Origin of the sequence: Halobaculum sp. EA56, from assembly GCF_051195075.1 — an archaeon.
GTDB lineage: Archaea > Halobacteriota > Halobacteria > Halobacteriales > Haloferacaceae > Halobaculum.
Genome location: NZ_JBNTJX010000004.1, coordinates 251258 through 273904, shown reverse-complemented (window position 1 = coordinate 273904; position 22647 = coordinate 251258). Strand labels below are relative to the sequence as shown.

22 protein-coding genes are annotated in these 22647 nt (G+C 73.1%); 12 read left to right on the top strand and 10 right to left on the bottom strand.

Annotated elements, in window-relative coordinates:
* Nucleotides 1–63: 63 nt before the first annotated feature.
* Together ACQUQ1_RS09305 and trkA are read left to right on the top strand one after the other, a co-directional pair.
* Nucleotides 64–606 carry an SRPBCC family protein gene (locus tag ACQUQ1_RS09305; RefSeq protein ID WP_435064001.1) on the top strand — a complete coding sequence of 181 codons (543 nt, stop codon included), beginning with the start codon at nt 64–66 and terminating at the stop codon, nt 604–606.
* A gap of 137 nt (nt 607–743) precedes the next feature.
* A complete protein-coding gene (gene trkA / locus ACQUQ1_RS09300) occupies nt 744–2081 on the top strand; it encodes a Trk system potassium transporter TrkA (protein WP_435064000.1) in 1338 nt (445 codons plus the stop codon).
* A gap of 54 nt (nt 2082–2135) precedes the next feature.
* Here the strand turns inward: trkA and ACQUQ1_RS09295 are convergent, their stop codons facing one another.
* Nucleotides 2136–3230, bottom strand: a complete 1095-nt coding sequence (locus ACQUQ1_RS09295) for an iron transporter (protein WP_435063999.1) — start codon at nt 3228–3230, stop codon at nt 2136–2138.
* A gap of 121 nt (nt 3231–3351) precedes the next feature.
* On the opposite strand from ACQUQ1_RS09295, the gene ACQUQ1_RS09290 reads away from it, so the two are divergent.
* Entirely contained in the window at nt 3352–4623 is a 1272-nt protein-coding gene (locus ACQUQ1_RS09290) for an FG-GAP-like repeat-containing protein (RefSeq protein ID WP_435063998.1), read from the top strand.
* 67 nt (nt 4624–4690) lie between these two features.
* Nucleotides 4691–4984, top strand: coding sequence for a hypothetical protein (locus ACQUQ1_RS09285; RefSeq protein WP_435063997.1), 294 nt, complete (start codon nt 4691–4693; stop codon nt 4982–4984).
* A 96-nt stretch (nt 4985–5080) separates the two neighbouring features.
* On the opposite strand, the gene ACQUQ1_RS09280 is transcribed toward ACQUQ1_RS09285, so the two are convergent.
* The 6 genes from ACQUQ1_RS09280 to gatC all read right to left on the bottom strand — a co-directional run bounded on the left by ACQUQ1_RS09280 (nt 5081) and on the right by gatC (nt 9652).
* Nucleotides 5081–6409, bottom strand: a complete 1329-nt coding sequence (locus ACQUQ1_RS09280) for a DUF7405 family protein (protein ID WP_435063996.1) — start codon at nt 6407–6409, stop codon at nt 5081–5083.
* A 109-nt stretch (nt 6410–6518) separates the two neighbouring features.
* Nucleotides 6519–7022, bottom strand: a complete 504-nt coding sequence (locus ACQUQ1_RS09275) for a hypothetical protein (RefSeq protein WP_435063995.1) — start codon at nt 7020–7022, stop codon at nt 6519–6521.
* A 58-nt stretch (nt 7023–7080) separates the two neighbouring features.
* Nucleotides 7081–7599 carry a winged helix-turn-helix transcriptional regulator gene (locus ACQUQ1_RS09270; RefSeq protein ID WP_435063994.1) on the bottom strand — a complete coding sequence of 173 codons (519 nt, stop codon included), beginning with the start codon at nt 7597–7599 and terminating at the stop codon, nt 7081–7083.
* Entirely contained in the window at nt 7596–7919 is a 324-nt protein-coding gene (locus ACQUQ1_RS09265) for a DUF7471 family protein (protein ID WP_435063993.1), read from the bottom strand. The genes ACQUQ1_RS09270 and ACQUQ1_RS09265 overlap by 4 nt, the downstream gene beginning before the upstream one ends.
* 63 nt (nt 7920–7982) lie before the next feature.
* Nucleotides 7983–9356, bottom strand: a complete 1374-nt coding sequence (gene gatA / locus ACQUQ1_RS09260; protein WP_435063992.1) for an Asp-tRNA(Asn)/Glu-tRNA(Gln) amidotransferase subunit GatA — start codon at nt 9354–9356, stop codon at nt 7983–7985.
* Entirely contained in the window at nt 9353–9652 is a 300-nt protein-coding gene (gene gatC, locus ACQUQ1_RS09255) for an Asp-tRNA(Asn)/Glu-tRNA(Gln) amidotransferase subunit GatC (protein WP_435063991.1), read from the bottom strand. The genes gatA and gatC overlap by 4 nt, the downstream gene beginning before the upstream one ends.
* 304 nt (nt 9653–9956) lie before the next feature.
* On the opposite strand from gatC, the gene ACQUQ1_RS09250 reads away from it, so the two are divergent.
* The 3 genes from ACQUQ1_RS09250 (at nt 9957) to ACQUQ1_RS09240 (ending at nt 13655) form a co-directional block, all read left to right on the top strand.
* Nucleotides 9957–10949, top strand: a complete 993-nt coding sequence (locus ACQUQ1_RS09250; protein ID WP_435063990.1) for a transcription initiation factor IIB — start codon at nt 9957–9959, stop codon at nt 10947–10949.
* A 91-nt stretch (nt 10950–11040) separates the two neighbouring features.
* Complete coding sequence (locus ACQUQ1_RS09245; RefSeq protein WP_435063989.1) at nt 11041–11523, top strand: NUDIX hydrolase; 483 nt, start codon at nt 11041–11043, stop codon at nt 11521–11523.
* Between the two features lie 200 nt (nt 11524–11723).
* Complete coding sequence (locus ACQUQ1_RS09240; RefSeq protein ID WP_435063988.1) at nt 11724–13655, top strand: methyl-accepting chemotaxis protein; 1932 nt, start codon at nt 11724–11726, stop codon at nt 13653–13655.
* Between the two features lie 54 nt (nt 13656–13709).
* Here ACQUQ1_RS09240 and ACQUQ1_RS09235 read toward each other — a convergent pair whose 3' ends face one another.
* Nucleotides 13710–14879, bottom strand: a complete 1170-nt coding sequence (locus ACQUQ1_RS09235) for an asparagine synthase C-terminal domain-containing protein (RefSeq protein WP_435063987.1) — start codon at nt 14877–14879, stop codon at nt 13710–13712.
* Between the two features lies 1 nt (nt 14880).
* Entirely contained in the window at nt 14881–15564 is a 684-nt protein-coding gene (locus ACQUQ1_RS09230) for a PHP domain-containing protein (RefSeq protein WP_435063986.1), read from the bottom strand.
* A 141-nt stretch (nt 15565–15705) separates the two neighbouring features.
* Here ACQUQ1_RS09230 and purL point away from each other — a divergent pair, with 141 nt between their 5' ends.
* Nucleotides 15706–17865 (top strand): phosphoribosylformylglycinamidine synthase subunit PurL, encoded by a 2160-nt coding sequence (gene purL, locus ACQUQ1_RS09225; RefSeq protein WP_435063985.1) that lies wholly within the window; start codon nt 15706–15708, stop codon nt 17863–17865.
* 48 nt (nt 17866–17913) lie between these two features.
* The gene (locus ACQUQ1_RS09220; RefSeq protein ID WP_435063984.1) at nt 17914–19281 is read left to right on the top strand and encodes a hypothetical protein; all 1368 of its coding nucleotides are present in this window, start codon (nt 17914–17916) and stop codon (nt 19279–19281) included.
* Nucleotides 19282–19291: 10 nt separating this feature from the next.
* On the opposite strand, the gene ACQUQ1_RS09215 is transcribed toward ACQUQ1_RS09220, so the two are convergent.
* Nucleotides 19292–19450, bottom strand: a complete 159-nt coding sequence (locus ACQUQ1_RS09215; RefSeq protein WP_435063983.1) for a DUF7550 family protein — start codon at nt 19448–19450, stop codon at nt 19292–19294.
* Nucleotides 19451–19513: 63 nt separating this feature from the next.
* Between ACQUQ1_RS09215 and ACQUQ1_RS09210 the strand changes: the two genes are divergently transcribed.
* The 3 genes from ACQUQ1_RS09210 (at nt 19514) to hisF (ending at nt 22641) form a co-directional block, all read left to right on the top strand.
* Entirely contained in the window at nt 19514–21256 is a 1743-nt protein-coding gene (locus tag ACQUQ1_RS09210) for an alpha-glucosidase (RefSeq protein ID WP_435063982.1), read from the top strand.
* 117 nt (nt 21257–21373) lie between these two features.
* Nucleotides 21374–21694: a cupin domain-containing protein gene (locus ACQUQ1_RS09205; RefSeq protein ID WP_435063981.1), complete on the top strand. Its 321-nt coding sequence runs from the start codon at nt 21374–21376 to the stop codon at nt 21692–21694.
* A gap of 119 nt (nt 21695–21813) precedes the next feature.
* On the top strand, nt 21814–22641 hold the full coding sequence (gene hisF / locus ACQUQ1_RS09200) for an imidazole glycerol phosphate synthase subunit HisF (RefSeq protein WP_435063980.1): 828 nt from the start codon (nt 21814–21816) through the stop codon (nt 22639–22641).
* Nucleotides 22642–22647: the final 6 nt, after the last annotated feature.

The window sequence follows — 22647 nt, the reverse complement described above, 5'->3', positions numbered from 1 at the left end:
GGAGTTCCCTCGCCCGACGGCCGCCGCCCGAACGCTTACCCCTCGGCCGGCGGATCCGGGTGCATGAACGAGCTCGTCGTCTCGACGGACGTGTACGTCGCCCCGGAGGAGGCGTACGAGTTCCTCCTCGATTTCCCGCGCTACGAGCGGTACACGGAGTATCTGGACCGGGTATCGAGGACGCACGGCGACGGCGGCCCGGGGTCGCGCTACGCGCTGCGGTTCGCGTGGTGGAAGCTCTCCTACACCGCCCGCTCGGAGGTGACCGACGTGGACCCGCCGACGCGCATCGACTGGCGGATCCTGAAGGACATCGACGCGCGCGGCGCCTGGGTGATCGAGCCGTACGACGACCTCCCGGCGGACGCCCCAGACGACGCCGGGGAGGGGTGTCGGGTCACGCTGGAGATCCGGTTCGACGCCGACTCCGCCGACTCCTCGTCGGTGTCGCTGCCGCCGCTCGTGTCGTTCGGGTGGGTGCTCGACCGGGTGAAGTCGCTCGTCGCCGAGGAGGCCGAACGGGTGGTTCGCCGGGCGGTCGCGGACCTGGAGGGTCGCGAGCGGGACGTCCGCCTCGACGTCCGCGACCGGGCCGAGTCCCTGTGAAGGGCCGGATCGGGTCCCCGACCGCCGGAGACGGCCGGACGCGACGCCGATGGGCCCGCTCGCGCCGGACGTCGCGACTCCGGAACGCTCATTCGCCTCCGCCGAACACGACCCGTCATGCAACAGGTGGTCGCGCCGTGCAGGTCCTGATCATCGGCGCGGGGCAGGTCGGCGAGAGCATCGCGGCGGACCTCGCGGACGCCCACGACGTGGTGATCGTCGAGCGGGACGACGAGCGCTGTGAGGAACTGACGTACTCGCTGGACGTGCTGACGGTCAACGGCGACGGCACCGCCGTCTCGACGCTGGAGGAGGCGGGGATCGACGACGCCGACATGGTGGTCGCCTCGACCGACGACGACGAGACGAACATCGTCGCCTGCTCGACCGCGAAGGCCGTCAGCGACGCGTTCACGATCGCCCGGATCAAACACACCGAGTACCTCCGGACGTGGGAGCGCTCCCGCACGGCGTTCGGCATCGACTTCATGGTGTGTACGAACCTGCTCACCGCCGAGAACATCGTCCGCGTCATCGGCCTGCCGGCCGCCCGCGACGTGGACCCGTTCGCCGACGGGAAGGTGCAGATGGCGGAGTTCGTGGTGAGCGAGGAGAGCCCGCTGGTGGGCCAGACCGTCAGCGAGGCCGACCGCTTCGACTCACTCACCTTCGCGTCGATCATGCGCGACGACGAGGTGGTGATCCCGCGCGGCGAGACCGTGATCCGGGCGGACGACCGCGCGGTCGTCATCGGGTCGCCCGGGAGCGTCCGCGGCTTCGCCGCCGACGTCGCACCCGAGGAGCACGTCGGCACCGGCGAGGAGGTCGTCATCGTCGGCGGCTCCGAGATCGGCTACCACACCGCCCGCCTGCTCGGCGAGCGCGGGTTCTCCCCGCGGCTGATCGAGCAGGACGAGGACCGGGCACGGACGCTCGCGGAGGACCTTCCGGAGACAGTCGTCATGCAGTCGGACGCGACCGACGTGGGGTTTCTCGAGCGCGAGCGCGTCGGCGAGGCGGACGTGCTCATCGCGGCGCTCGACTCCGACGAGAAGAACCTCCTCTCGTGTCTGCTCGCGACACGCCTGGGCGTCGAGCGGACCGTCGCGGTCGTCGACCAGACCGCCTACGTCGACCTGTTCGAGACGGTCGGCATCGACGTGGGCGTCAGCCCGCGGGCGGTCGTCGCCGAGGAGATCACCCGGTTCACCCAGGAGAGCGGCGCCGAGAACGTCGCGCTCATCGAGGACGACCGCGCGGAGGTGATGGAGGTCGAGGTCGACGCCGACTCCCTGCTCGTCGACCGGCCGATCAGCGAGTCGATCCACGACTTCCCGCCCTGTCTCGTCATCGGCGCGATCACCCGCGAGGGAGAACTCGTCACGCCCCGCGGGGACACCGTGATCCGCGAGGGCGACCACGTCGTCGTCTTCTTCGAGCAGAGCGTCGTCGACGAGGTCACCGAGAAACTGTAGACCGGCGCGTCGGCCTGTTCCCCGTCTCCGGGGGCGCTACTCCTACTCCCGCTCCTACTCCACCGTCAGCGTCCGCTCGGGCATCCCGCCCATGAGCGCGCCGAAGGCCGTCTCGTACCCCTCGTGGCGGGCGATCTGCGGCCACACCGTCGGCGTCAGCGTCAGGTCGTCGCCGGACTCGACGCTCGCGCCGTCCAGCGCCGCGCCGTAGTGGTACGACAGGTCGGGGTCGATCGTGCGGGCGAGTTCGCCCGAGAACACCGCCTCCCCGTCGCGAGCGAGCGTCGCCTCCATCCCCATCGCCGGGATCAGCATGCGGTTGTACGGCGTTCGCGCCGACACCGCGAGGTACGGCCCGTCGGCGTCGATCCCCGCGGGCGGCCCCTCCAGTACCGTCGCGACGAGTATCGCGTCGTTGCTGTTCACCTCGCCCAGCACCCTCCCGGGCAGGGCGTCCACCGGCGGGGCGGTCGCGTTCGGCACCATGTCCATCTCCATCCGGTCGACAGCCCCGGGTTCACCGGCGTTCTCCAGCGTCCGGAAGGAGATCTCGTTACGCTTCTCCCGGCTGTACTCCACCTCCACCGGGACGTCCGCGGGGTCGCCGAAGCGGTCGCGGAACGACCCGGTCCGCCGGGTTCGGACGCCGCCGACGGAGACGGTGACGGTGTAGGTGCCGTCGCCGTCGAGCCCGAAGTTGCCGCCGTAGTGGGTTCCCATCGGCTGGGAGAGCATCGGATAGATCACCTCCTGAGAGACGAGCGAGCCCTCCTTCGAGACCTCGACCGACACGCCGGTCTCGGGGAGGACCGTCCCCGTCTCGGGGTCCCAGACGCTCGCCATCAGGTGGACGTCGTCGTCGGACTCGATGTCGGTCCGCTCGACGTCCTGGCCGTTGACGTTCCAGAAGCGGTGGGCGTACGAGTAGAACACGCCGACCCGGTAGTCGCCGGAGCCGCCCATCCCGCCCATCTGCATCCCCTCGACGTGGCTCGGAACGTACACCCCGTCGGGACGGTCCTCGACGATCGGCGGCGCCCGCGCGGCGCTTCCCGAGGCGAGTTCGAACCCGAGACACCCGGAGACGCCCCCGATGCCGGCGGCCGCGCCGACCGCGGCCGCGCTCCTGAGGAACGTGCGTCTGTCCATACCCGGGCTCGGGGACGCCGACGAAAGGGGGTTCTGGTACGCCCGTCGAACGCCTGGTACGACAGTCGAACGGCGTCTCCGAGGGGGAGCGCTTACTACGCTCGGACGGCGAGCCCCGACGATGGACGCACGGATCGCCGCCGCGGCCGCCGCGGCGACGCTGGTCGCGGTCGGCGTGGTCCTCGTGGCGTCGGGCGTCCCGCTCGGCGGGGGCGCGGGCGGCGGGGCCGCGATGACCGAGCGGTGGGTCAGCGACACCGGCACTGGGATCGGCGCGAACCACCACGCGGTCGCCGCGGGCGTCGTCGGCGGCGAGGGGTTCGCGTTCGCCCCCGTCAGCGGCCCCGCGGGGAGTGAGGAGTGCCGGCTGGCGGCGCTCGACGGCGCGACCGGCGAGACCCGCTGGCGCGACCCCGTGGCGCCCGAGCACTGCACGCTGCACTCGGTCGCGGACCCGGCCGTCGCCGACGCCGACGGGGACGGCGACCGCGAACTGCTCGCGGCGACGACCGCCGAGGAACTCGCCGTCTACGACGCGCGGAGCGGCGAGGTCGAGCGTCGCCTCCCGCTGAACTCCTACGGCTACAGCCGCCCCGCCGTCGGCGACCTCGCGGGCGACGGCACCCCGGAGACGCTCGCCGTCGACGCCGGCGGAACCGTGTTCGCCTACCGGGCGAACGGCACGCTCGCGTGGCGACACGCGCTGAACGGGTCCGCGTACGCGCCCCCGGGCGTCGGCGACTTCACCGGCGACGGCACCGACGAGTTCGCGGTCGGCCTCGGCACGGACCGGGTCGTCCTGTTCGACGCCGGCGGGCGGGTCGTGTGGGAGCGCGCCGCCTTCGGCGAGTCGGTCGCGTGGACGGCGACCGCGGACGTCGCCGGCGACGACGCCGCCGAGTTCGTGATCGCGACCACGGCGGGGACGGTCGCCGCGCTCGACGGCCGCACCGGCGAGGCCGTCTGGACCCGGGACATCGACGAGTTCGCGGCGGTGCGGGGCGTCGGCGACGGGGACGGCGACGGCGACCCGGAGGTGTACGCCGTCGCCCGCGACCAGCGCCTCCGCGCGCTGGACGGCGCGACCGGGGAGACGGAGTGGACCGTCGACCTCGCCGAGGGCGACGCCCAGATGACGCCGCCGCCGGCGTTCGGCGACGTCGACGGCGACGGCCACCCCGAGGTGGTCGCGGTCACGAACGGCGGCACGGTGTCGGTCGTCGACCCGGTCGAGGGGCGCGTGACGGCGACGTACGCCCGCGACGTCTCGGTGTTCACGCATCCGACGCTCGCCGACGTCGACGGCGACGGGGCCGCGGAGGTGTTCGTCATGTACGGCGACGGTCGGGTGGTCTCGATCGGGGCGGCCGGCGGCGGCGGGGGCGACGGCTGAACCGTGCGGGGCCTCGCGGAGCGCCGTGACGAAACCGTGTTATGCGACGCCCCCCTCGTACCCGGTGATGAGTAGACGGGTCGACTCAGCCGCGCGCCTCGCGGTCGCGGCGGCCGCGCTCGCCTCGCTTCCGGGGATCGGGCTCGCACATCCCGGCCACCCCGTTGCGACGCCGAGCGGGCCGCTCGCGGGGCTCTCCCCCACCGGACTCGGGGTCGGGCTGGCCGGCGCGGTCCTGCTGACCGGGGCGCTCCTGCTCGCCCGCGAGGGCGTGCTCACGGAGCGCGCGCGCAGCGCCGGCGTCGGCGTCGGCGCGGCGCTGCTGGCGGTCGGCGTCGTCGCCGCGTTCGCGCTCCCGTGACCGCGGACGCCCGCAGCCGACACGACGTTGGCCGGCGTCGCGCCGGTCCGGCTCGGTCCGTCCCGGCTCAGCCATCGCTCCCGTCGCTCGACCGCCTCACCCCGCGTCGCCCGCGGGCGTCGGCAGCGCGCGCAGGTCCCGCGGCGGCACGAGGAAGTAGCCGCGGTGGCGCAGGAAGATGTACTCGAGGATGCCGTTGTTGACGCGCTGGCGCACCGCCGGCGTCGCCTCCGTCGCGTCGACGCCGTTCATCGCGCGCCGGACCGCCTCGAACTGGTCGATCGACCGCTGGAGCGACGGGAAGTGCAGGCTCGCCACCCCCTCGTCGGCGGACTCGAAGTGCCGCCGGAGCAGGAGCGGGTTCCCATCGTCGTCGCGGTTCGCCCGTGCGGCCTTCTGGGCGTGGCCGACGCGCCCGTACTCCGTCGCGTGGTCGATCACGTCGTCGAGGAAGCGGTCGATCCCGGAGTCGTCGCCGAGGTTCGTCCCGACGCCCTCCACGAGGTCCTCCGCGGCGTGGCCCGGCGAGAACAGCTCCATCACCTGCTGTTCGTGGTCCTGCTCGCCGTACCAGTCGGCGAGGCGCTGGCGCCAGTTCCCGACGGACTTGGTCGTCCCCTCGGCGAACGGTCCCTCGCCGATGGCGACGTAGTCCTCGGTCGCCTGGTTCCCCCGGAACCCGGCGGCGAAGCCCATGAACAGCGGCGCCGCCTCCGGGATGGGGTTGGGCTCCGGGACGCCCTCCAGCCCGTCCCCCTTCTCGTGGGGCATCCCCGCACCGAAGAAGCCCGTCCGGCGGTCGTCCACCGCCAGCGCGTCCGTCAGCGCCGACGGGAAGGTCACGCCGTTCGCCTCCTCCGCCTCCCCGAGCAGCGCCTCCTCGGCCGCGAGCAGCGCGTCGGGGCGGTCGGAGGCGAGGTGGACGAGCACGTCCTGGGTGTCGAACTCCGGGGTCTCGTAGTCCGCGAGCGGCCGGGGGTGCGGGAGCGACACGTCCTCTGGGAGCGCGAGGTCGGCGTCGAACCGGTCGAAGTACGCGGGGGAGTACCCGGCCGAGTGCAGCAGGCCCCCGTGGCTCCAGGCGTACGCCTCGTCGAGCGCGTCGAGGGCGCCCCGCACGGCCTCGCGGTCGGACTCGCTCGGCGTGCCGTCCCCCGGGAGCGAGAGGTACAGGAGCGTCTGGTGGCGGGGCACCTGCCAGTTCCCGGCGTCGTCCGTGCGGAGGTAGTCGTTCCAGGCGTACTGGCGCTCGGGGTGGGCGTCCGGGCCGTCGCCGGTCGGCACCGGCTCGGGGTCCTCCAGGCGGTCGAGACACGCCGAGAGGCCGGCCGCGCCGCCGACGGCGACGGCGGCCTTCAGCGCCTCGCGGCGCGACAGCCCGTCGAGCGACGGCTCCCCGGAGTCGTCGGCGTCCGCGTCGGTCATACCCGCCCTAGCGGGGTCGCGGAGAAGGGGGTTGTGGTGCGGGCGTCGAACGCGACGGATCCCGGCCGGGGACCGCTCCGGCCCGCCGGCCGTGCCGACCCGCGCGCGGTCACCCGACCCGCCCCACCATCGCGAGCAATCCGACCCCGGCGAACGCGCCGAGCAGCGCCCACAGGCCGGCGGCGACGACTCCGAGCACCGACACGGTCCACATGACCGGGCCGAAGCCGCCGACGGCGAAGTCGGCGGGGCCCACGAGCACGAGCGGCGACGGGACGCCCCGTCCGCGCACGAGCGCGCCGAGGGCGGTTCCGAGATACCGACCGGCGACGCCGGCAGCGAGCGATCCGACGGCGACGACGCCGACGGACGGGAGGGACGGCGCGTCGCGGCGGCCGAACGCGAGCGCGACGAACGCGAACGGGACCAGCCCGTGGAGGAGTCGCCCGAGCGTCCCGGCGAGGACGGCGCCCGGGCCGACGCCCACCGGCAGGCCCCGGGCGGCCAGACCGAGCAGTTCGTCGGCGACACCGGCCACGCCGGCAGCGACGAACACGGTCACGGCGAGGAACGCCGACGGTACGCGGCCTCGGGTCGCGGCGCGGGAGGGCACGTCGACGCAGTGCGACCCGGGAATCCAAAAACGGTTCGACCGTCGGTCGCTGCTCCGGCTACTCCAGCAGCGCGTCCACCAGTCGGGTGAACCGGTCGAGCAGGCGGTCGGGGAGCGACGGCTCGATCCGCCGGAGGCTCCGTGCGGTTTCCTCCGGGTCCCGGAGCGCGAGCGTGACGCGGCCCCGCTCGTCGCGGCGCTTCTCGACCACGCCGGCGTCGACGAGGCTGTCCAGGTGCCACTCGAGGGTGCTCCGGGCCACACCGACGCGTTCGGCGACGGCGTCGGGGGGAGCGGGGCCGTCGAGGAGTTCGATCACGGCGTCGCGGGCCGTCTCCCGGCGGAACAGCGCGAGGCGGCGACGCTCGACGGGGTCGACCGCGGGGTCGAAGTAGTGGGTCCGGCCGGACACCTCCTCGCCGACGACCCGGCCGGCGCGCCGAAGGCGCCGGAGGTGGTACTGCGCCTGGCCCGGCGCGAGGTCGAGCCGGCGAACCAGCTCGTTGAAGTGGAGGCCGGGGTGCGCCGCGACGTAGCCCGCGATGCGCTCCCGGGTCGGCTCCGTCGGCGCGGTCACGACGCCGCCTCCGTGCGGATCGTCCGCGCGTAGTACACCGCCGCGACGACGAGCGTCGCCATCGCGACGTCGAGCAGGTGCTCGCCGAAGTGGTGGGCGTCGACGCCGACGAGGCCGAAGGCGGCGCCGGCGGCGAGGCCCGCCCGCGCCGCGAGCGCGCCGAGCGCGAGCGCGACGAGGAGGTACGACCGCGAGCGCCGGCGGAGGAACGCCGCCAGCCCGAGGCCGAGCAGCCCCGCGCCCGCGACGCCGCCGACCGCGACCACGAGCGCGTAGGCGACGCCGTGGGCCCCGTGGGCGACGTGGAGAACGCTGTCCATGGCCGAGCGTGACGCCGCGGCGACTTCACGGTTGCGCGCCGACCCGGCGCCCCCGCCGACGGGCTACCCCTCGACGGCGCTGCCGGCGCGGATGACCGCCTCCTCGCCGAAGGCGGGGCCGACGAACTGCATCCCGACGGGGAGGCCCTCGGCCTCGCCGGCCGGCACCGAGACGGCCGGGAGGTTCGCGAGGTTCACCGGGACGGTGTTGGCGTCCATCAGGTACAGCGACAGCGGGTCGTCGAGGCTCTCGCCACGCTTCGGGGGCAGGACGGGCATCGTCGGCGTCGCCAGCACGTCCGCCTCGGCGAACGCCTCGTCGAAGTCCCGCTTCACCCACGCGCGGGCGTCCTGGGCCTTCTTGTAGTACTTGTCGTGGTAGCCGGCGGAGAGCGCGTACGTGCCGAGCAGGACCCGACGCTTCACCTCGTCGCCGAAGCCCTCCTCGCGGGCGGCCGCGAACGACTCGTTCCAGTTCCCGTCGCCGCCCTCGATCCCGTACCGGACGCCGTCGAAGCGCGCGAGGTTCGAGGACGCCTCCGACATCGCGATGACGTAGTACGCCTGCACCGCGTGCTCGACGGAGGGGAGCGACACCTCCACCGTCTCGGCCCCCCGCGCCTCCAGGTCGGCCAGCGCGTCCTCGAACACGTCGACGACGCGGTCGTCGGCGCCCTCGACCAGCTCCGTCGGGACGCCGATCGTCGTGCCGTCCACGTCGCCGTCGGCGGCCGCGGCGTAGTCGGTCGCGTCGGCGGGGTGGACGCCGTCGGGGACGTCGGCCGCGCCGCTCGCGCCGGGGGTCGACTCGGCGGCGTCGTAGCGGGTCGTCGCATCGCGCTCGTCGGGCCCCGCGATGACGTCGAGCAGCGCCGCGGCGTCCTCGACCGTCCGTCCGAACGGACCGATCTGTTCCAGGGAGTTGGCGTACGCGACGAGCCCGTACCGCGAGACGAGCCCGTACGTCGGCTTGATCCCGACGATGCCGCAGAAGGCCGCCGGGTTGCGGACCGACCCGCCCGTGTCCGAGCCGAGCGCGAGGTCCGCCTCCCCGGCGGCGACCGCGGCGGCCGAGCCCCCCGAGGAGCCGCCGGGGACGCGCTCGGGGTCGACGGGGTTCTTGGTCGGACCGAACGCGGACGTCTCGGTGGTGCCGCCCATCCCGAACTCGTCCATGTTCGTCTTGCCGACGACCGTCGCGCCGGCGTCGAGCAGGCGCTCGACGACCGTCGCGTCGTACTGCGGGACGTAGTCCTCGAGCATGGCCGAGCCGCAGGTGGTCCGGACGCCCTCCGTCGAGATGTTGTCCTTCACCGCGACCGTCCGTCCCGAGAGGGGGCCGTCGGCGTCGCCCTCGACGGTCTCTCTCGTGAGGAAGATGTTGAGGTCCTCGGCCGCGGCGTCGCCGCCGGGCGCGTCGGCGTCGTCGGCGCTCATGAGACCGTCGGCCCCTTGAAGAAGCCCGCCTCGGACTCGGGCGCGTTCGCGAGCGCCTCCTCCTGGGAGAGGCCGTCGCGGACCTCGTCGGCCCGCATCACGTTCACGAGGTCCGGCTCGTCCTCGACGGCCGGCACCTCGTCGAGCGCCGCGAAGTAGTCGAGCACGTCGGCGAACTGCTCGGCGAACGCCGCCGCCTCCTCCTCGGAGAGGTCCACGCGCGCGAGGTCGGCGACGTGGCGCACCTCCTCGGGGTCGACGGCGTCCGACGCCGCACCCTCGTCCGTCGCTGTCATGTGCGAGGGGTGCCGCGGACCGGGAGTAAGGGTTTCGATACCCCGGACCCGGCCGTCCCCGTTCGGGCGGCCCGGACACCTTGTTACGGGATCGCGCGGGGTCGATCGAACCGATCGATTTAGGTACGAACGCCGGGTCAGCGCGTCGTCGACGCGGGGGCGAGACGGCCCGGCGCAGTCGTGCAGATTTCTCGACTGCGTCGCCGGGAAATTGCCACCAGATATAAGTTACTCCCGCTCCTGTAAACGGTACAGAGGAGCCCCCGGAGACGCGCGTCTCCGATTCCTGTTACAACCCCCAACAATGAGTGAGAACGTCCGAAGTTACACGGACGAGCGGACCCGAGGCGAGACCACCCGCGAGGCGGACGTGGAGGAGGCGGAATCCGAGGACGAACGGATCGAGTGCCCCGAGTGCGGCGGGAGCCTGGTGAACGACTCCGAACGCGGCGAGACGGTCTGTCGCGACTGCGGGCTCGTCGTCGAGGAGGACGAGATCGACCACGGCCCGGAGTGGCGCGCGTTCGACGCCGCCGAGAAGGACCAGAAGTCCCGCGTCGGCGCCCCGACCACGAACATGATGCACGACAAGGGGCTGTCGACCAACATCGGCTGGCAGGACAAGGACGCCTACGGCAACCAGCTGTCCGGCCGCCAGCGCGAGAAGATGCAGCGCCTGCGCACGTGGAACGAGCGGTTCCGCACGCGCGACTCCAAGGAGCGCAACCTCAAGCAGGCGCTCGGCGAGATCGACCGCATGGCCTCGGCGCTGGGCCTCCCGGACAACGTCCGCGAGACCGCCTCCGTCATCTACCGCCGCGCCCTCAACGAGGACCTCCTGCCGGGCCGCTCCATCGAGGGCGTCTCCACGGCCAGCCTGTACGCCGCCGCCCGACAGGCGGGAACCCCCCGGAGCCTCGACGAGATCGCGAACGTCTCCCGGGTCGAGAAGGACGAGATCGCCCGGACGTACCGCTACGTGGTGCGCGAGCTGAAGCTGGAGATCCAGCCGGCCGACCCCGAGAGCTACGTCCCGCGGTTCGCCTCGGACCTCGGTCTCTCCGACGAGTCCGAGCGCCGGGCGCGCCAGCTCCTCCAGACGGCGAAACAGGAGGGCGTCCACTCGGGCAAGTCGCCGGTCGGCCTCGCCGCGGCCGCCGTCTACGCCGCCTCCCTCCTCACGAACGAGAAGGTGACCCAGAGCGAGGTCAGCGAGGTGGCGAACATCTCCGAGGTCACCATCCGCAACCGCTACCACGAGCTGCTGGAGGCCGAGGAGCAGGTCCAGCTCGGCTGAACGGGCACGCGACCCGAACACGCCGGCCCGCGTCCGGTCGTTTCCGACCCGCTTCCGTAACCTCGAAGCCCCGGGTCCACCAGCGCCGCGTATGGAGACCACCCGCCACTTCACCGCGACAGTCTACCTGGTCAACGAGGGGGCGACCGCCCTCCACCGCCACCCGCGACTCGGGATCCGCATCCCGCCCGGCGGCCACGTCGACCGCGACGAGCTCCCCCACGAGGCCGCCCTCCGCGAGGCGCGCGAGGAGACGGGGCTCGACCCGACGCTCGTCGACGACACCGCCGAGGTCGCGGCCCCCGCCGGCCGGACGCTCCCGACGCCGCGACACACGATGCTGTACGACATCAACGTCCACGACGACGGCACGGTCGGCCACCAGCACATCGACTCGGTGTTCTTCGCGAGCGTCGACTCCCGGGCGATCGACCCCGCCGGCGACGACGAGGTCGGCGCCGACGCGTGGGCGTGGTACACGCCGGCGGACCTCCGCGCGAGCGACCTCGACAGCGATACCGTCGAGATCGGGATCGAGGCCATCGAGGCCGTCGGCGCCGTGGAGGAAGCCTGACGAACGAACGGCACGGGACTCCGGGCCGCTCGTCCCGCCGCCCCGAGGCCACTGACCGGCCGGACCGACCGTCACCAGAGCGGCGCGGATCCGCGGCGGGAGCGTATCCTCACCGAATATGTTCGTTACCGTATGACACAATTATCAGAACTCGTTCTCGGGACTCTTGTATTAAATATCCGTAGTTCGCGCCGCCCTCTATGGCACACGCTGTGGACGGGGCGGAAACGCGGGGTTCGGCGGTCGATCGGGTCCGGGACCGGATCCGATGGATCGTCCGGTACACGCCGGACGGGACGACGATCCCGGACGAACGGTGGCGGGCGCGACACCGGCGGATACTGATCTCGCTGGCGGGGCACGTGCCCCTCCTGCTGGCGCTGGGACTGTTCTCGGGCACGGAGTCGCTGGTGACGGGCGCGCGGATCCCGGAGCTTCCGACGTGGCGGGTGGGGGCCCAATTGGGCGTCCTGGTGGCGCTGACGGGGCTGGCGGCGTGGCCGCGCTTCGGCCGGCGGACCCGCACCGCGCTGGCGTCGCTCGGACTGATGTACAGCTCCGGGGTGATGGTGCAGTTCTCCGGCGGGTACATCGAGGCGCACTTCCACTTCTTCGTCGTCATGGCCGTGATCGCGGTGTACGAGGACTGGGTCCCGCTCGCGCTCGGGTTGGTGTACGTCGCGGTCGGCCACGTCGTGTTCAGCCTGATCGACGCCTCGACCGTCTACAATCACCCGGCGGCGATCGCGAACCCCTGGGCCTGGGCCGGGATCCACGCCGCGTTCATCCTCGCACTGTCGGCGGCGCTGATGACGAACTGGTACTCGATCGAGCAGTCGCGCGAGGAGTCGCGCGAACGGCTCGAACGGGTGAGCGAGCAGAAGGCGGAGATCAGCGACGCCGAGGAGGCGATGGCCGAGGCGCGGGCCCGCCGCGAGGAGGTCGAGGAACTGAACGCCCACCTGGAGGCGAAGGCCGACGACTACAGCACCGCGATGGTCCGGGCCGCCGACGGCGATCTGACCGTCCGGCTCGACGCCGACAGCGAGAGCGAGGCGATGGAACGGATCGCCCGGGCGTGCAACGAGATGCTCGCGGAGATCGAGTCCGCCGTCGACGACGTGAAGTCGGTTTCCCGGACGGTAGCTGCCGCCAGCGACGAGACGAGCGCGGGCGTCGACGCCGCCGAGGAGGCCAGCGAGTCCGTGAACGAGTCGGTCACGGGGATCGCCGACCGCGCCGACGAGCAGCGGGAACTGCTCGACGAGGTCGCCGGCGAGATGAGCGACCTCTCGGCGACCGTCGAGGAGGTCGCCTCCTCCGCACAGGCCGTCGCCGACACCTCCGAGGAGACGGCCGCCGTCGCCGACGACGGCCGCGACACAGCGGAGGCGGCGATCGACAGCATGGACGAGGTGGAGGAGACGATCGACTCGACGGTCGACAACGTCCGCTCGCTGGACGACCAGATGGACGAGATCAGCGAGATCGTCGACCTCATCGGCGACATCGCCGAGCAGACGAACATGCTCGCGCTCAACGCCAACATCGAGGCGGCCCGTGCCGGCGCGGGCACCGGCGACGGCGCCAGCGACGGGTTCGCCGTCGTCGCGGACGAGGTCAAGCAACTGGCCGAGCAGACCCGCGACGCCGCCGGCGACATCGAGGAGCTGATCGACGCCACGCAGGCGCAGACCGAGCGGACCGTCGAGGAGGTCCGGGCGGCCGAGGCCGAGATCCACGACGGCGCCGGCGCGGTGCGGGAGGTCGCGGAGGCCCTCTCCGCGGTCGCGAGCAACGCCGAGGAGACGAACCAGGGCATCCAGGAGATCAGCCGCGCGACCGACGACCAGGCCGCAAGCACCGAGGAGGCGGTGGCGGCCATCGAGCCGGTGGCCGAGATGAGCGAGGAGACCGCGGCGGACGCGGAGGCGGTCTCGGAGACGGCCGCCGACCAGGTGTCGACCATGGCGCGGGTGAGCGCGGAGGCCGACTCGCTGACCGACCAGGCCGAGACCCTCCGCCGCCGGCTCCGGGCGTTCGAGGTCGGGGACGGGTCCGCCGGCGCCGGCGACCCGGCCGCGGCGGCGGGCGGCGGCGTCGCCGTCGGCGACGGCGGACGCCCCGAGTAGCGGCCGGACCCCGATCCGGCCCGCGCGAGCCCGGCGTCCGGACGGGACCGGCCCCTATCGGCCCCGCCCGTCCTCGTACTCCTCGCCGCACAGCGACGCCACGTAGCGGCCGACGTGGTCGTCCATCCGGCGCTTGAACCCCGCCTGCCGCGCCAGCCGGTCCAGTTCCCGCGAGACGTAGGTGCCGTACTGGACGGCCTTCTTGTCCGCCGAGCGAACCGGCTCGGGGACGACTCCCTCGGCGGCCGCGCGGAGCGCGACCTTCCGTTCCCCGTCGGCGACGAGGAGGTCCCCGGGGAGCGACAATGCCGCGGCGACGACGCGGTCGTGCAATAGCGGCGCGACCGGTCCGACCCCCGCCGCGCGGAGGGCGAGCACGTCGCGCTCCAGTTGGTCCGGGAGCGTCAGCACGGTCTCCCGACGAGCGCCCCGGACCGTGTCGGCGTCGACGCGGTCGTCCCCGGCCGGGTCGACCACCTTCGCGTAGCCGCCGAACAGTTCGTCGGCGCCCTGGCCGACCGCGAGCCGGTCGTACCCGTCGGCAGCCGCCCGCTCGGCGACGAGGTACAGCGGGAGCGCGATGGCGAGGTCCATCGGGTTCCGTCGACCGGTCGCCGCGACGAGGTCCGGCACCGCCCGCTTCAGGTCGGCGTGGTCGAGGTCGACCACCCGGAGGTCGCGCCCCCGGTCCATCGCGTCGGCCGCCTCCCGGGCGGCGGCCACGTCGTGGGCGCCCTCGAAGCCGGCGACGTACAGCGGCGCCTCGGGGACGCCCGCGGCGACGACGGCGGAGTCGACGCCGCCGGAGAAGGCGACGGCGAGCCCCTCGGGGTCGACCGCGCGGGTGCTCGCGCGGACGGCGTCGGTCACGGCCGCCCGTGCGTCGCCGGGGGCGACGGGGTCGGGGTCCGGAAGCGTCCAGACGGTCCGCTCGGCGGATGCGGGGCCGTCGCCCGCGGAGTCACCGTCTGGGTCGCGGGCGGTCCCCGCCGGGAGCGACCGCGGCGAACGGAGGTCCGTCGGGTCGAAGCTCCACCCGCTTCGGTCGGGGTCGGCCTCGACGAACAGCGGCCGGCGACCGAGCACGTCGCGGACGAGCGCCCCGTCGACGAGGCCGGCGAACCCGCCGGTGCCGGGAAGCGGGTCCTGCGAGTCGAGCGCCGCGCGGACCGTCGCCGCGTCGGCGCCGTCGAGGCGCGTCGAGCGAGCGTCGGGGTCGCTCATCTCACAGGATGTCGTCGACGCGGCGGGCGATCCGGCGCTTCGCGCCGCCGGCGGCCTGCCGGAAGGAGATGCGCCACGGCGTCCGCTTGCCCACGACGCTCGTCCGTCCCGCGCGGATCGCGTCGAGGACCGCCTCGACCGAGCGCTCGTCGGCGCCGACCTCGGTGACCGCCTGGCCGACCATCTCCGCGATGTGGGCGTCGCTGCCGGCGGTCATCGGGACGCCGTGGTTCACGGCGAACTGTTCGGCCTGCCGGTTCGACCGTCCGGTGAGCAGCCGGGAGTTGTACACCTCGATGGCGTCGGCGCCGGCCAACTGGTCCTCTGTGACGTGCGGAGCGACGCCGTGGCGGGACTTCTGGAACGGATGGGGGATCACCGCGAGCCCCCCCTGGGCGTGGATGCGGTCGAGCGTCTCGTCGAAGGACAGCCCCGCCGGCACCGGCTCCTCGATGCCGAACGCGAGGACGTGGCCGGCGGCGCTCGTCACCTCCATGCCCGGGATCCCCACGAGGCCGTAGTCGTCGGCGAGGTCGGCGGCCTCGAGGCTCGCGTCGAGTTCGTCGTGGTCGGTGACCGCGAGCGCGTCGAGGCCGACGGCCGCCGCCTGTTCGAGCAGCATGTCGACCGGGTCGCGGCCGTCGTGCGAGAGCGCGGAGTGACTGTGCAGCTCGACCGATAGCACGGGCGCGGCTTCGCCCGGACCGTAGAAAAGGGGTCCGGTCCGTCGGGGACGGCGCCGCGCGGGCGGCGCGTCGTCGCCGAAGATGAGCACGTCCGTGCACATGGAAAGCCATTTGAGACCGACCGATCACCGTACACGTGAATGCCCCTCGCCGACGCGGATCGGGAACTGGTGGAGGCGGAGCTCGGCCGGGAGCCGACCCGGGCCGAGGCCGCGCTGTTCGAGAACCTCTGGAGCGAGCACTGCGCGTACCGCTCGTCGCGCCCGCTGCTGGGCGCCTTCGAGAGCGAGTCCGCGGACGTGGTGATCGGCCCCGGCGACGACGCCGCCGTGGTCGCGCTCGACGACGACACCTACGCCACCCTCGGCATCGAGAGCCACAACCACCCCTCCTACGTCGACCCGTTCGACGGCGCGGCGACGGGCGTCGGCGGCATCGTCCGCGACACGATGTCGATGGGCGCGTACCCGGTCGCGCTCGCGGACTCGCTGTACTTCGGGGACTTCGACCGCGAGCACTCCAAGTACCTGTTCGAGGGCGTCGTCGAGGGGATCAGCCACTACGGCAACTGCATCGGCGTTCCGACGGTCGCCGGCTCGGTCGCGTTCGACGAGGGGTACGAGGGGAACCCGCTGGTCAACGTCGCCTGCGTCGGCCTCACGACGCCCGACCGGCTGGTCACCGCGACCGCCGAGGAGCCCGGGAACAGGCTGGTCCTCGTTGGAAACGCCACCGGACGCGACGGCCTCGGCGGCGCCTCCTTCGCCAGCGAGGACCTCGCTGAGGACGCCGAGACCGAGGACCGCCCGGCCGTCCAGGTCGGCGACCCGTACGCCGAGAAGCGGCTCATCGAGTGCAACGAGGCGCTCGTCGACGAGGACCTCGTCGTCTCCGCCCGCGACCTCGGGGCGGCGGGCCTGGGCGGCGCCTCCTCGGAGCTCGTCGCCAAGGGCGGCCTCGGCGCCGAGATCGAACTCGACCGCGTCCACCAGCGCGAGCCGAACATGAACGCGACGGAGATCCTGCTCGCCGAGAGCCAGGAGCGCATGGTGTACGAGGTCCGCCCCGGCGACGTCGACCGCGTCGAAGCGCTCGCCGAGCGCTTCGACCTCGGCTGCTCGGTCATCGGCGAGGTGACCGACGGTAACTACGTGTGCACCTTCGAGGGCGAGATGGTCGTCGACGCGCCCGCCGAGTACCTCGCCGACGGCGCCCCGATGAACGACCTCGACCGCGAGGAGCCCGAACGGCCGGAGCGCGACCTCCCCGCGCTCGTCTCGCCGACCGCCGGATCCCCGGATCGGGGCGACCTCCGGGAGGCGTTCGAGACCGTCGTCGGCGACCCGAACACCGCCAGCAAGCGGTGGGTGTACCGCCAGTACGACCACGAGGTCGGCGTCCGGACGGCCGTCCGCCCGGGCGACGACGCCGCGGTCATGGCGATCCGGGAGGCCGAATCCGAGTCGGGCGAGCCCCTGGGACTGGCGCTCTCCTCGGGCGCGGAGCCGGGGTGGACGGCCGCCGCGCCCTACGAGGGCGCCCGAGCGGTCGCGCTGGAGAACGCGACGAACCTCGCGGCGAAGGGGGCGACCCCGCTGGCCGCGGTCGACTGCCTCAACGGCGGCAACCCCGAGAAGCCCGAGGTGTACGGCGGCTTCGCCGCGGCGGTCGACGGCCTCGCGGAGATGTGTTCCGACCTCTCGGTCCCGGTCGTCGGCGGCAACGTCTCGCTGTACAACGACTCCGTCGCCGGCCCCATCCCCCCGACGCCGACGCTCGCGGTCGTCGGAACGAGGGACGGCGTCTCGGCGCCGCCGGCGTCGTTCGCCGGCGATGGGACGGTCCTGCACGTCGGCGCCCCCGGCGGCGCGCTCGGCGGGTCGCGCTACCTCGACCACGCCGGCGGGAGCGACCGCTTCCCGGGTCTGCCGGAGAACGCCCCCGAGGTGGTCGAGACGCTGGCCGAGGTCGCCGACGCGGACGGGACGCTCGCCGTCCACGACGTGAGCCACGGCGGCCTCGCGGTGGCGCTCGCCGAGATGGTCGGCGACGACGCCGGCGCCGAGGTGACCGTCGACGACGCGCTCGCGCTGTTCGACGAGACGCCCGGCCGCGCGGTGATCGAGACGACCGACCCCGGCGCGGTCCGCGCGGCGTTCGAGGGCGTCGCGCCCGTCGAAGAGCTGGGGGCGGCGACCGGCGACGGCACGCTCTCGCTGTCCGTGGGCGGGGCTGACCTGTCGTACGACGCGGCGGGGATCCGCGACCTCCGGTCGGTCATCGAGCGGGAACTCGACTGAGGCGGACGACGGACGAACCCTTTTGCCGCCCGCGCCGAACGGCCGTCCGTGACGCGACGCGCCCTCCTGCTCGCCGCGCTGCTCGTGCTGGCCGGGTGTAGCGCCCCGACCGCGTCGCCTGCGGCCGACTCCGCCGGCGAGAGCGGGTCGACTGCCGGCCCCGCGACCGCCACGGGGCCGGCCGCGACGGGGACGGCGACGTCGACCGACAGCGGGGCTGGGGGAGCCTCGGACGACGGGACGGCGACCCCGGCGGCGACGAACCGGACGCCGGAGGACCTGGCCGACGGGTACGAGATACGGGTGCGGGGCGGCGACCTGCCCGTCGACTACCCGCTGGTGTTCGCGCGGGTCGCGGTCATGCTGGAGCGGCCCGCGGTCGAGCCGCCGGAGACGGTGCGCGTCGAGCCGAACGAGCGGATGTCGGTCGGCCGCTCGCGGTTCCCGGAGTTCTACCGGCTGCTCGGGATCCGGGTGCCGGAGAACCGCTCGTCGTCGCTGACGGCGGCGGCGTACGTCGCCACGCCGCGGACGGTGTACGTGAACCGCGCGATCCTGAACGACACCGCCGAGACGGAGTCGACGCTGGCCCACGAATCCGTCCACGTCGTCCAGTACCGGACGGGGGCGTTCGCGAGCGTCCGGGGAGCGCCCGCGGCCCCGCCGGGGTCGACGGCCGCGCGGCTGCTCCGGACCGCCGTCGTCGAGGGGACCGCGACGTACGTCCAGGGCGAGTACCGCGACCGGTACGTCCCGGCGGCCGAGCCGCCGGCCGAGTCGCTGGCTGCGGCCGCGCGGAACCGCTCGCCGGCCGCCGCGCTGGGCATCGCCCCCTACGTCGCCGGCGCCAGGTACGTCGACGGCCGCGTCGACGACCCGGCGGCGGTGCGTGACGTGTACGAGACGCCCCCGCGGACGGCCGAGGAGCTCCTCCACGGGCTCCCACCGGGGAGCGAGCCGGTCGCGGAGTTGCGGATCGAGGACGTCCCCGACGACGGCTGGGAGGCCGACGCCCGGACCCGCGACACGCACGGGGAGCTGTTCGTCCGCGTCGCCTTCGACGTGGGCCTCCCGGCGTCGACCGCGGCCGACGCGGCCGACGGCTGGGGCAACGACGTGCGGCTCCGGTTCGAGAACGAGTCGGCCGGGGACGGGACGGGCGGCGCCGGCTACGCCTGGGCGCTCGGGTTCGACGACCGGGCGAACGCAACCGAGTTCGCCGCGGCGGCCGCGCGGTGGCGGGACGCGCGCCCGCCCGACGCCGCGCCGGTCCGGGTCGAGCGCGTCTCCGCCGAGACGGTCGTGCTCCTGATCGGGGACCGGTCGTTCGTCGGGAACGCGAGCGTCGACGGGACCGACGGGTCGGTGACGGTTCGCGTCGGGGCGGAAGCGGGTGACGGGGAGGCGGGGACGTAGCGCGGCGGCCTTAGACCAGAAGCAGCGGGAGGACGAACGTGACGACGATACCCACGAGGGCGACGAGGGCGCCGATCCCCGCCTGCCTGTCGGACACGTCCTGCATGGGGGAGGTGACCCGCTCGTAGTCGAACTCCTTGAAGTGCTCGTGGTCGTGGTGGTCGGCCATGTATCCGTGTCGGCGACGACGGGGCAAAAAAACACCTATCCCGCCGGCGTCGCTGGAGCGGGTATGAACGACCAGCACCGCGCCTGGTGGAAGGAGGCGACGGTCTATCAGGTGTACCCGCGGAGCTTCGCCGACAGCGACGGCGACGGCGTCGGCGACCTCGCCGGGCTGGCGTCGCGGGCCGACTACCTGGCGGATCTCGGGATCGACGCCGTGTGGCTCAACCCGGTGTACGAGTCGCCGATGGCGGACAACGGCTACGACGTCGCCGACTACCGCGCCATCGACGACACCTTCGGGACCATGGCCGACTGGCGACGCGTGCGCGACGCCCTCCACGAGCGGGACGTCCGGCTCGTGATGGACTTCGTCCCGAACCACACCTCCGACGAGCACGAGTGGTTCGAGACCTCCCGCCGGCGCGGCCGGACGGCGGACTGGTACCACTGGCGCGACGGCGTCGACGCCGACGAGGTCGCGTGGGACGCCGAGGACGGGCCCGAGGGGGAGGCGCCGCCGAACAACTGGCAGTCGTTCTTCGGCGGCCCCGCCTGGAGCTACGACGACGAGCGGGGGCAGTGGTACCTCCACCTGTTCCACCGCAAACAGCCGGACCTCAACTGGGAGGTGCCGGCCGTCCGCGAGGCGGTCGCCGACGAGATGGCGTTCTGGGTCGACGAGGGCATCGACGGCTTCAGGCTCGACGTGGTGAACCTCCTCTCGAAGCCCGAGGGCCTCCCCCCGGGCGACCCCGACTGGCCCTACCGGGGGACGCTGCTGTCGGTGCCGAACGGCCCGCGCATCCACGAGTACGTCTCGGAGCTCCACGACCGCGTGTTCGCCGGGGAGGACCTGCTCCTCGTGGGCGAGTGCATCGGCGAGACGTCCGTCGACGAGGCCGCCCGGTACGTCGGGCCCGACGGCGACGGCCTGGGAATGATCTTCCACTTCGACCACGTGGGGATCGGCCGGGGCGAGCGCCTGTGGGACCGCACCGAGTGGTCGCTGACGGACCTCAAGTCGGTGTTCGACCGCTGGCAGGAGGGCCTCCAGGGGCGGGGGTGGAACAGCCTCTACTTCAACAACCACGACCAGCCGCGCGTCGTCTCGCGCTTCGGCGACGACGGCGCGTTCCGCCGCGAGTCGGCGACCTGCATCGCCACGCTGCTGCACACGCTCCGCGGGACGCCGTACGTCTACCAGGGCGAGGAGCTGGGGATGACGAACCCCACGTTCGAGTCGCTGGACGAGTTCCGCGACGTCGAGACGGTTCGGACCGTCGAGGAGGCCATCGAGTCGGGCGAGGTGGACTCCTTCGAGGCGGTCAGGGAGGGGCTCAACGCTCACAGCCGCGACACGAGCCGGACGCCGATGCAGTGGACTGCCGGCCCGAACGCCGGGTTCACGGAGGGTGACCCCTGGATCCGGCTCCACGAGGATCACGAGTCGGTCAACGTCGCGGTCGAGCGCGCGGACCCGGAGTCGGTGTGGCACTACTACCGGCGGCTGATCGACCTCCGCGGGAGCCACGACGTGCTCGTGTACGGCCGCTACGAGAACTACACCCCCGAGGACGAGCGGGTGTGGGCCTACGGGAGGACGCTGGAGCGCGAGGACGGTGTCGACCGGGCGTTCGTCGCGCTCAACTGGTCCGGCGAGGAGGCGCGCGTCGAGCCGCCGGAGGGGGCGGTCGGGGGGTCGGTTCGGCTGGCGCTGTCGAACTACCCGGACGCGCCCTCGGGAGCTCCCCCGGGGGAGTTCGCCGCCCGGCCGTGGGAGGCCCGCGTGTACGTTCCCGGCCGGTAGCCGGACCCCGAACCGTGACCCTCCCCCCCGCCGATCCGCTCCCGCCCGTCCTCACCGGGTTCCGGGAGGAACGTGTTCAACGGTAGCTATTAGCACGACTCGCCCGAACACCGATCCATGAGCTACACGAGGGTGAACTACCGCGACACCGAGGCGGTCAACGACGCGATGCACTTCCTGCGCGACCCGCTCGAGTGCGAGCAGCTCGGCGTCACCGTGGTGGAGTGCGACCCGGGGTGGACCGGGATGGAGCACGACCACGCCGACCGGGACCACGAGGAGGTGTACGTGCTGGTCGAGGGCGAGGCGACCGTCCGCGTCGACGGCGAGGAGGTCGACATGACGGCCGGAGACGCTCTCAGGCTCTCGCCGGACGCCACGCGTCAGATCCGCAACGGCGACACCGAGAGCACGGTCGTGCTGGCGGGGGCGCCGTAGACGCGCGGTCCGGGCCGCGTTCGCGGCGTCGCTGCCGGCCCCGTCGTCGCCCTCGTCGGTCGGACGACGGCGGCGCCGACAGGCGAAACGGTGAAACCCCGCTCGCGGCTATCGGGCGTATGACCCTCACCAAGCGTATCATCCCGTGTATCGACGTCGACATGGACGACGACGGGAACGCGGCCGTCTTCACCGGCGTCAACTTCGAGAACCTGGAGTACTCGGGCGACCCGGTGGAGATGGCGAAGAAGTACAACGAGGCCGGGGCCGACGAGTTCGTCTTCCTCGACATCACCGCAAGCGCCGAGGGCCGCGAGACGATGCTCGACACGGTCCGGGCGGTCGCCGACGAGTGTTTCATCCCGCTGACCGTCGGCGGCGGGATCCGCACGAAGGCGGACATCAAGGAGACGCTCCGGGCCGGCGCCGACAAGGTCTCCATCAACTCCGGCGCCATCGCGAACCCGAAGCTCATCACCGAGGGCGCCGACGCCTTCGGGAGCCAGTGTATCGTGATCTCGGTGGACGCACGCCGACGGTTCGACGACGGGGGCGACCACTACGTCGAGGTGGAGCGCGACGGCGAGACCGAGGAGTGCTGGTTCGAGTGCACCGTCAAGGGCGGCCGCGAGGGCACCGGCCTGGACGTGGTGACGTGGGCGCGGGAGGCGGAGGAGCGCGGCGCCGGGGAACTGTTCGTCAACTCCATCGACGCCGACGGCACGAAGGACGGCTACGACATCCCGCTCACGAAGGCCGTCTGCGACGCCGTCTCGACGCCCGTCATCGCCTCCTCGGGGTGTGGCGGACCCGAGGACATGCGGGAGGTGTTCGTCGACGCGAACGCCGACGCCGGCCTCGCGGCGAGCATCTTCCACTTCGACGAGTTCGGCATCGGCGAGGTGAAGCGCTACCTCCACGAGCACGGCGTCCCCGTCCGGCTCTAAGGCTGA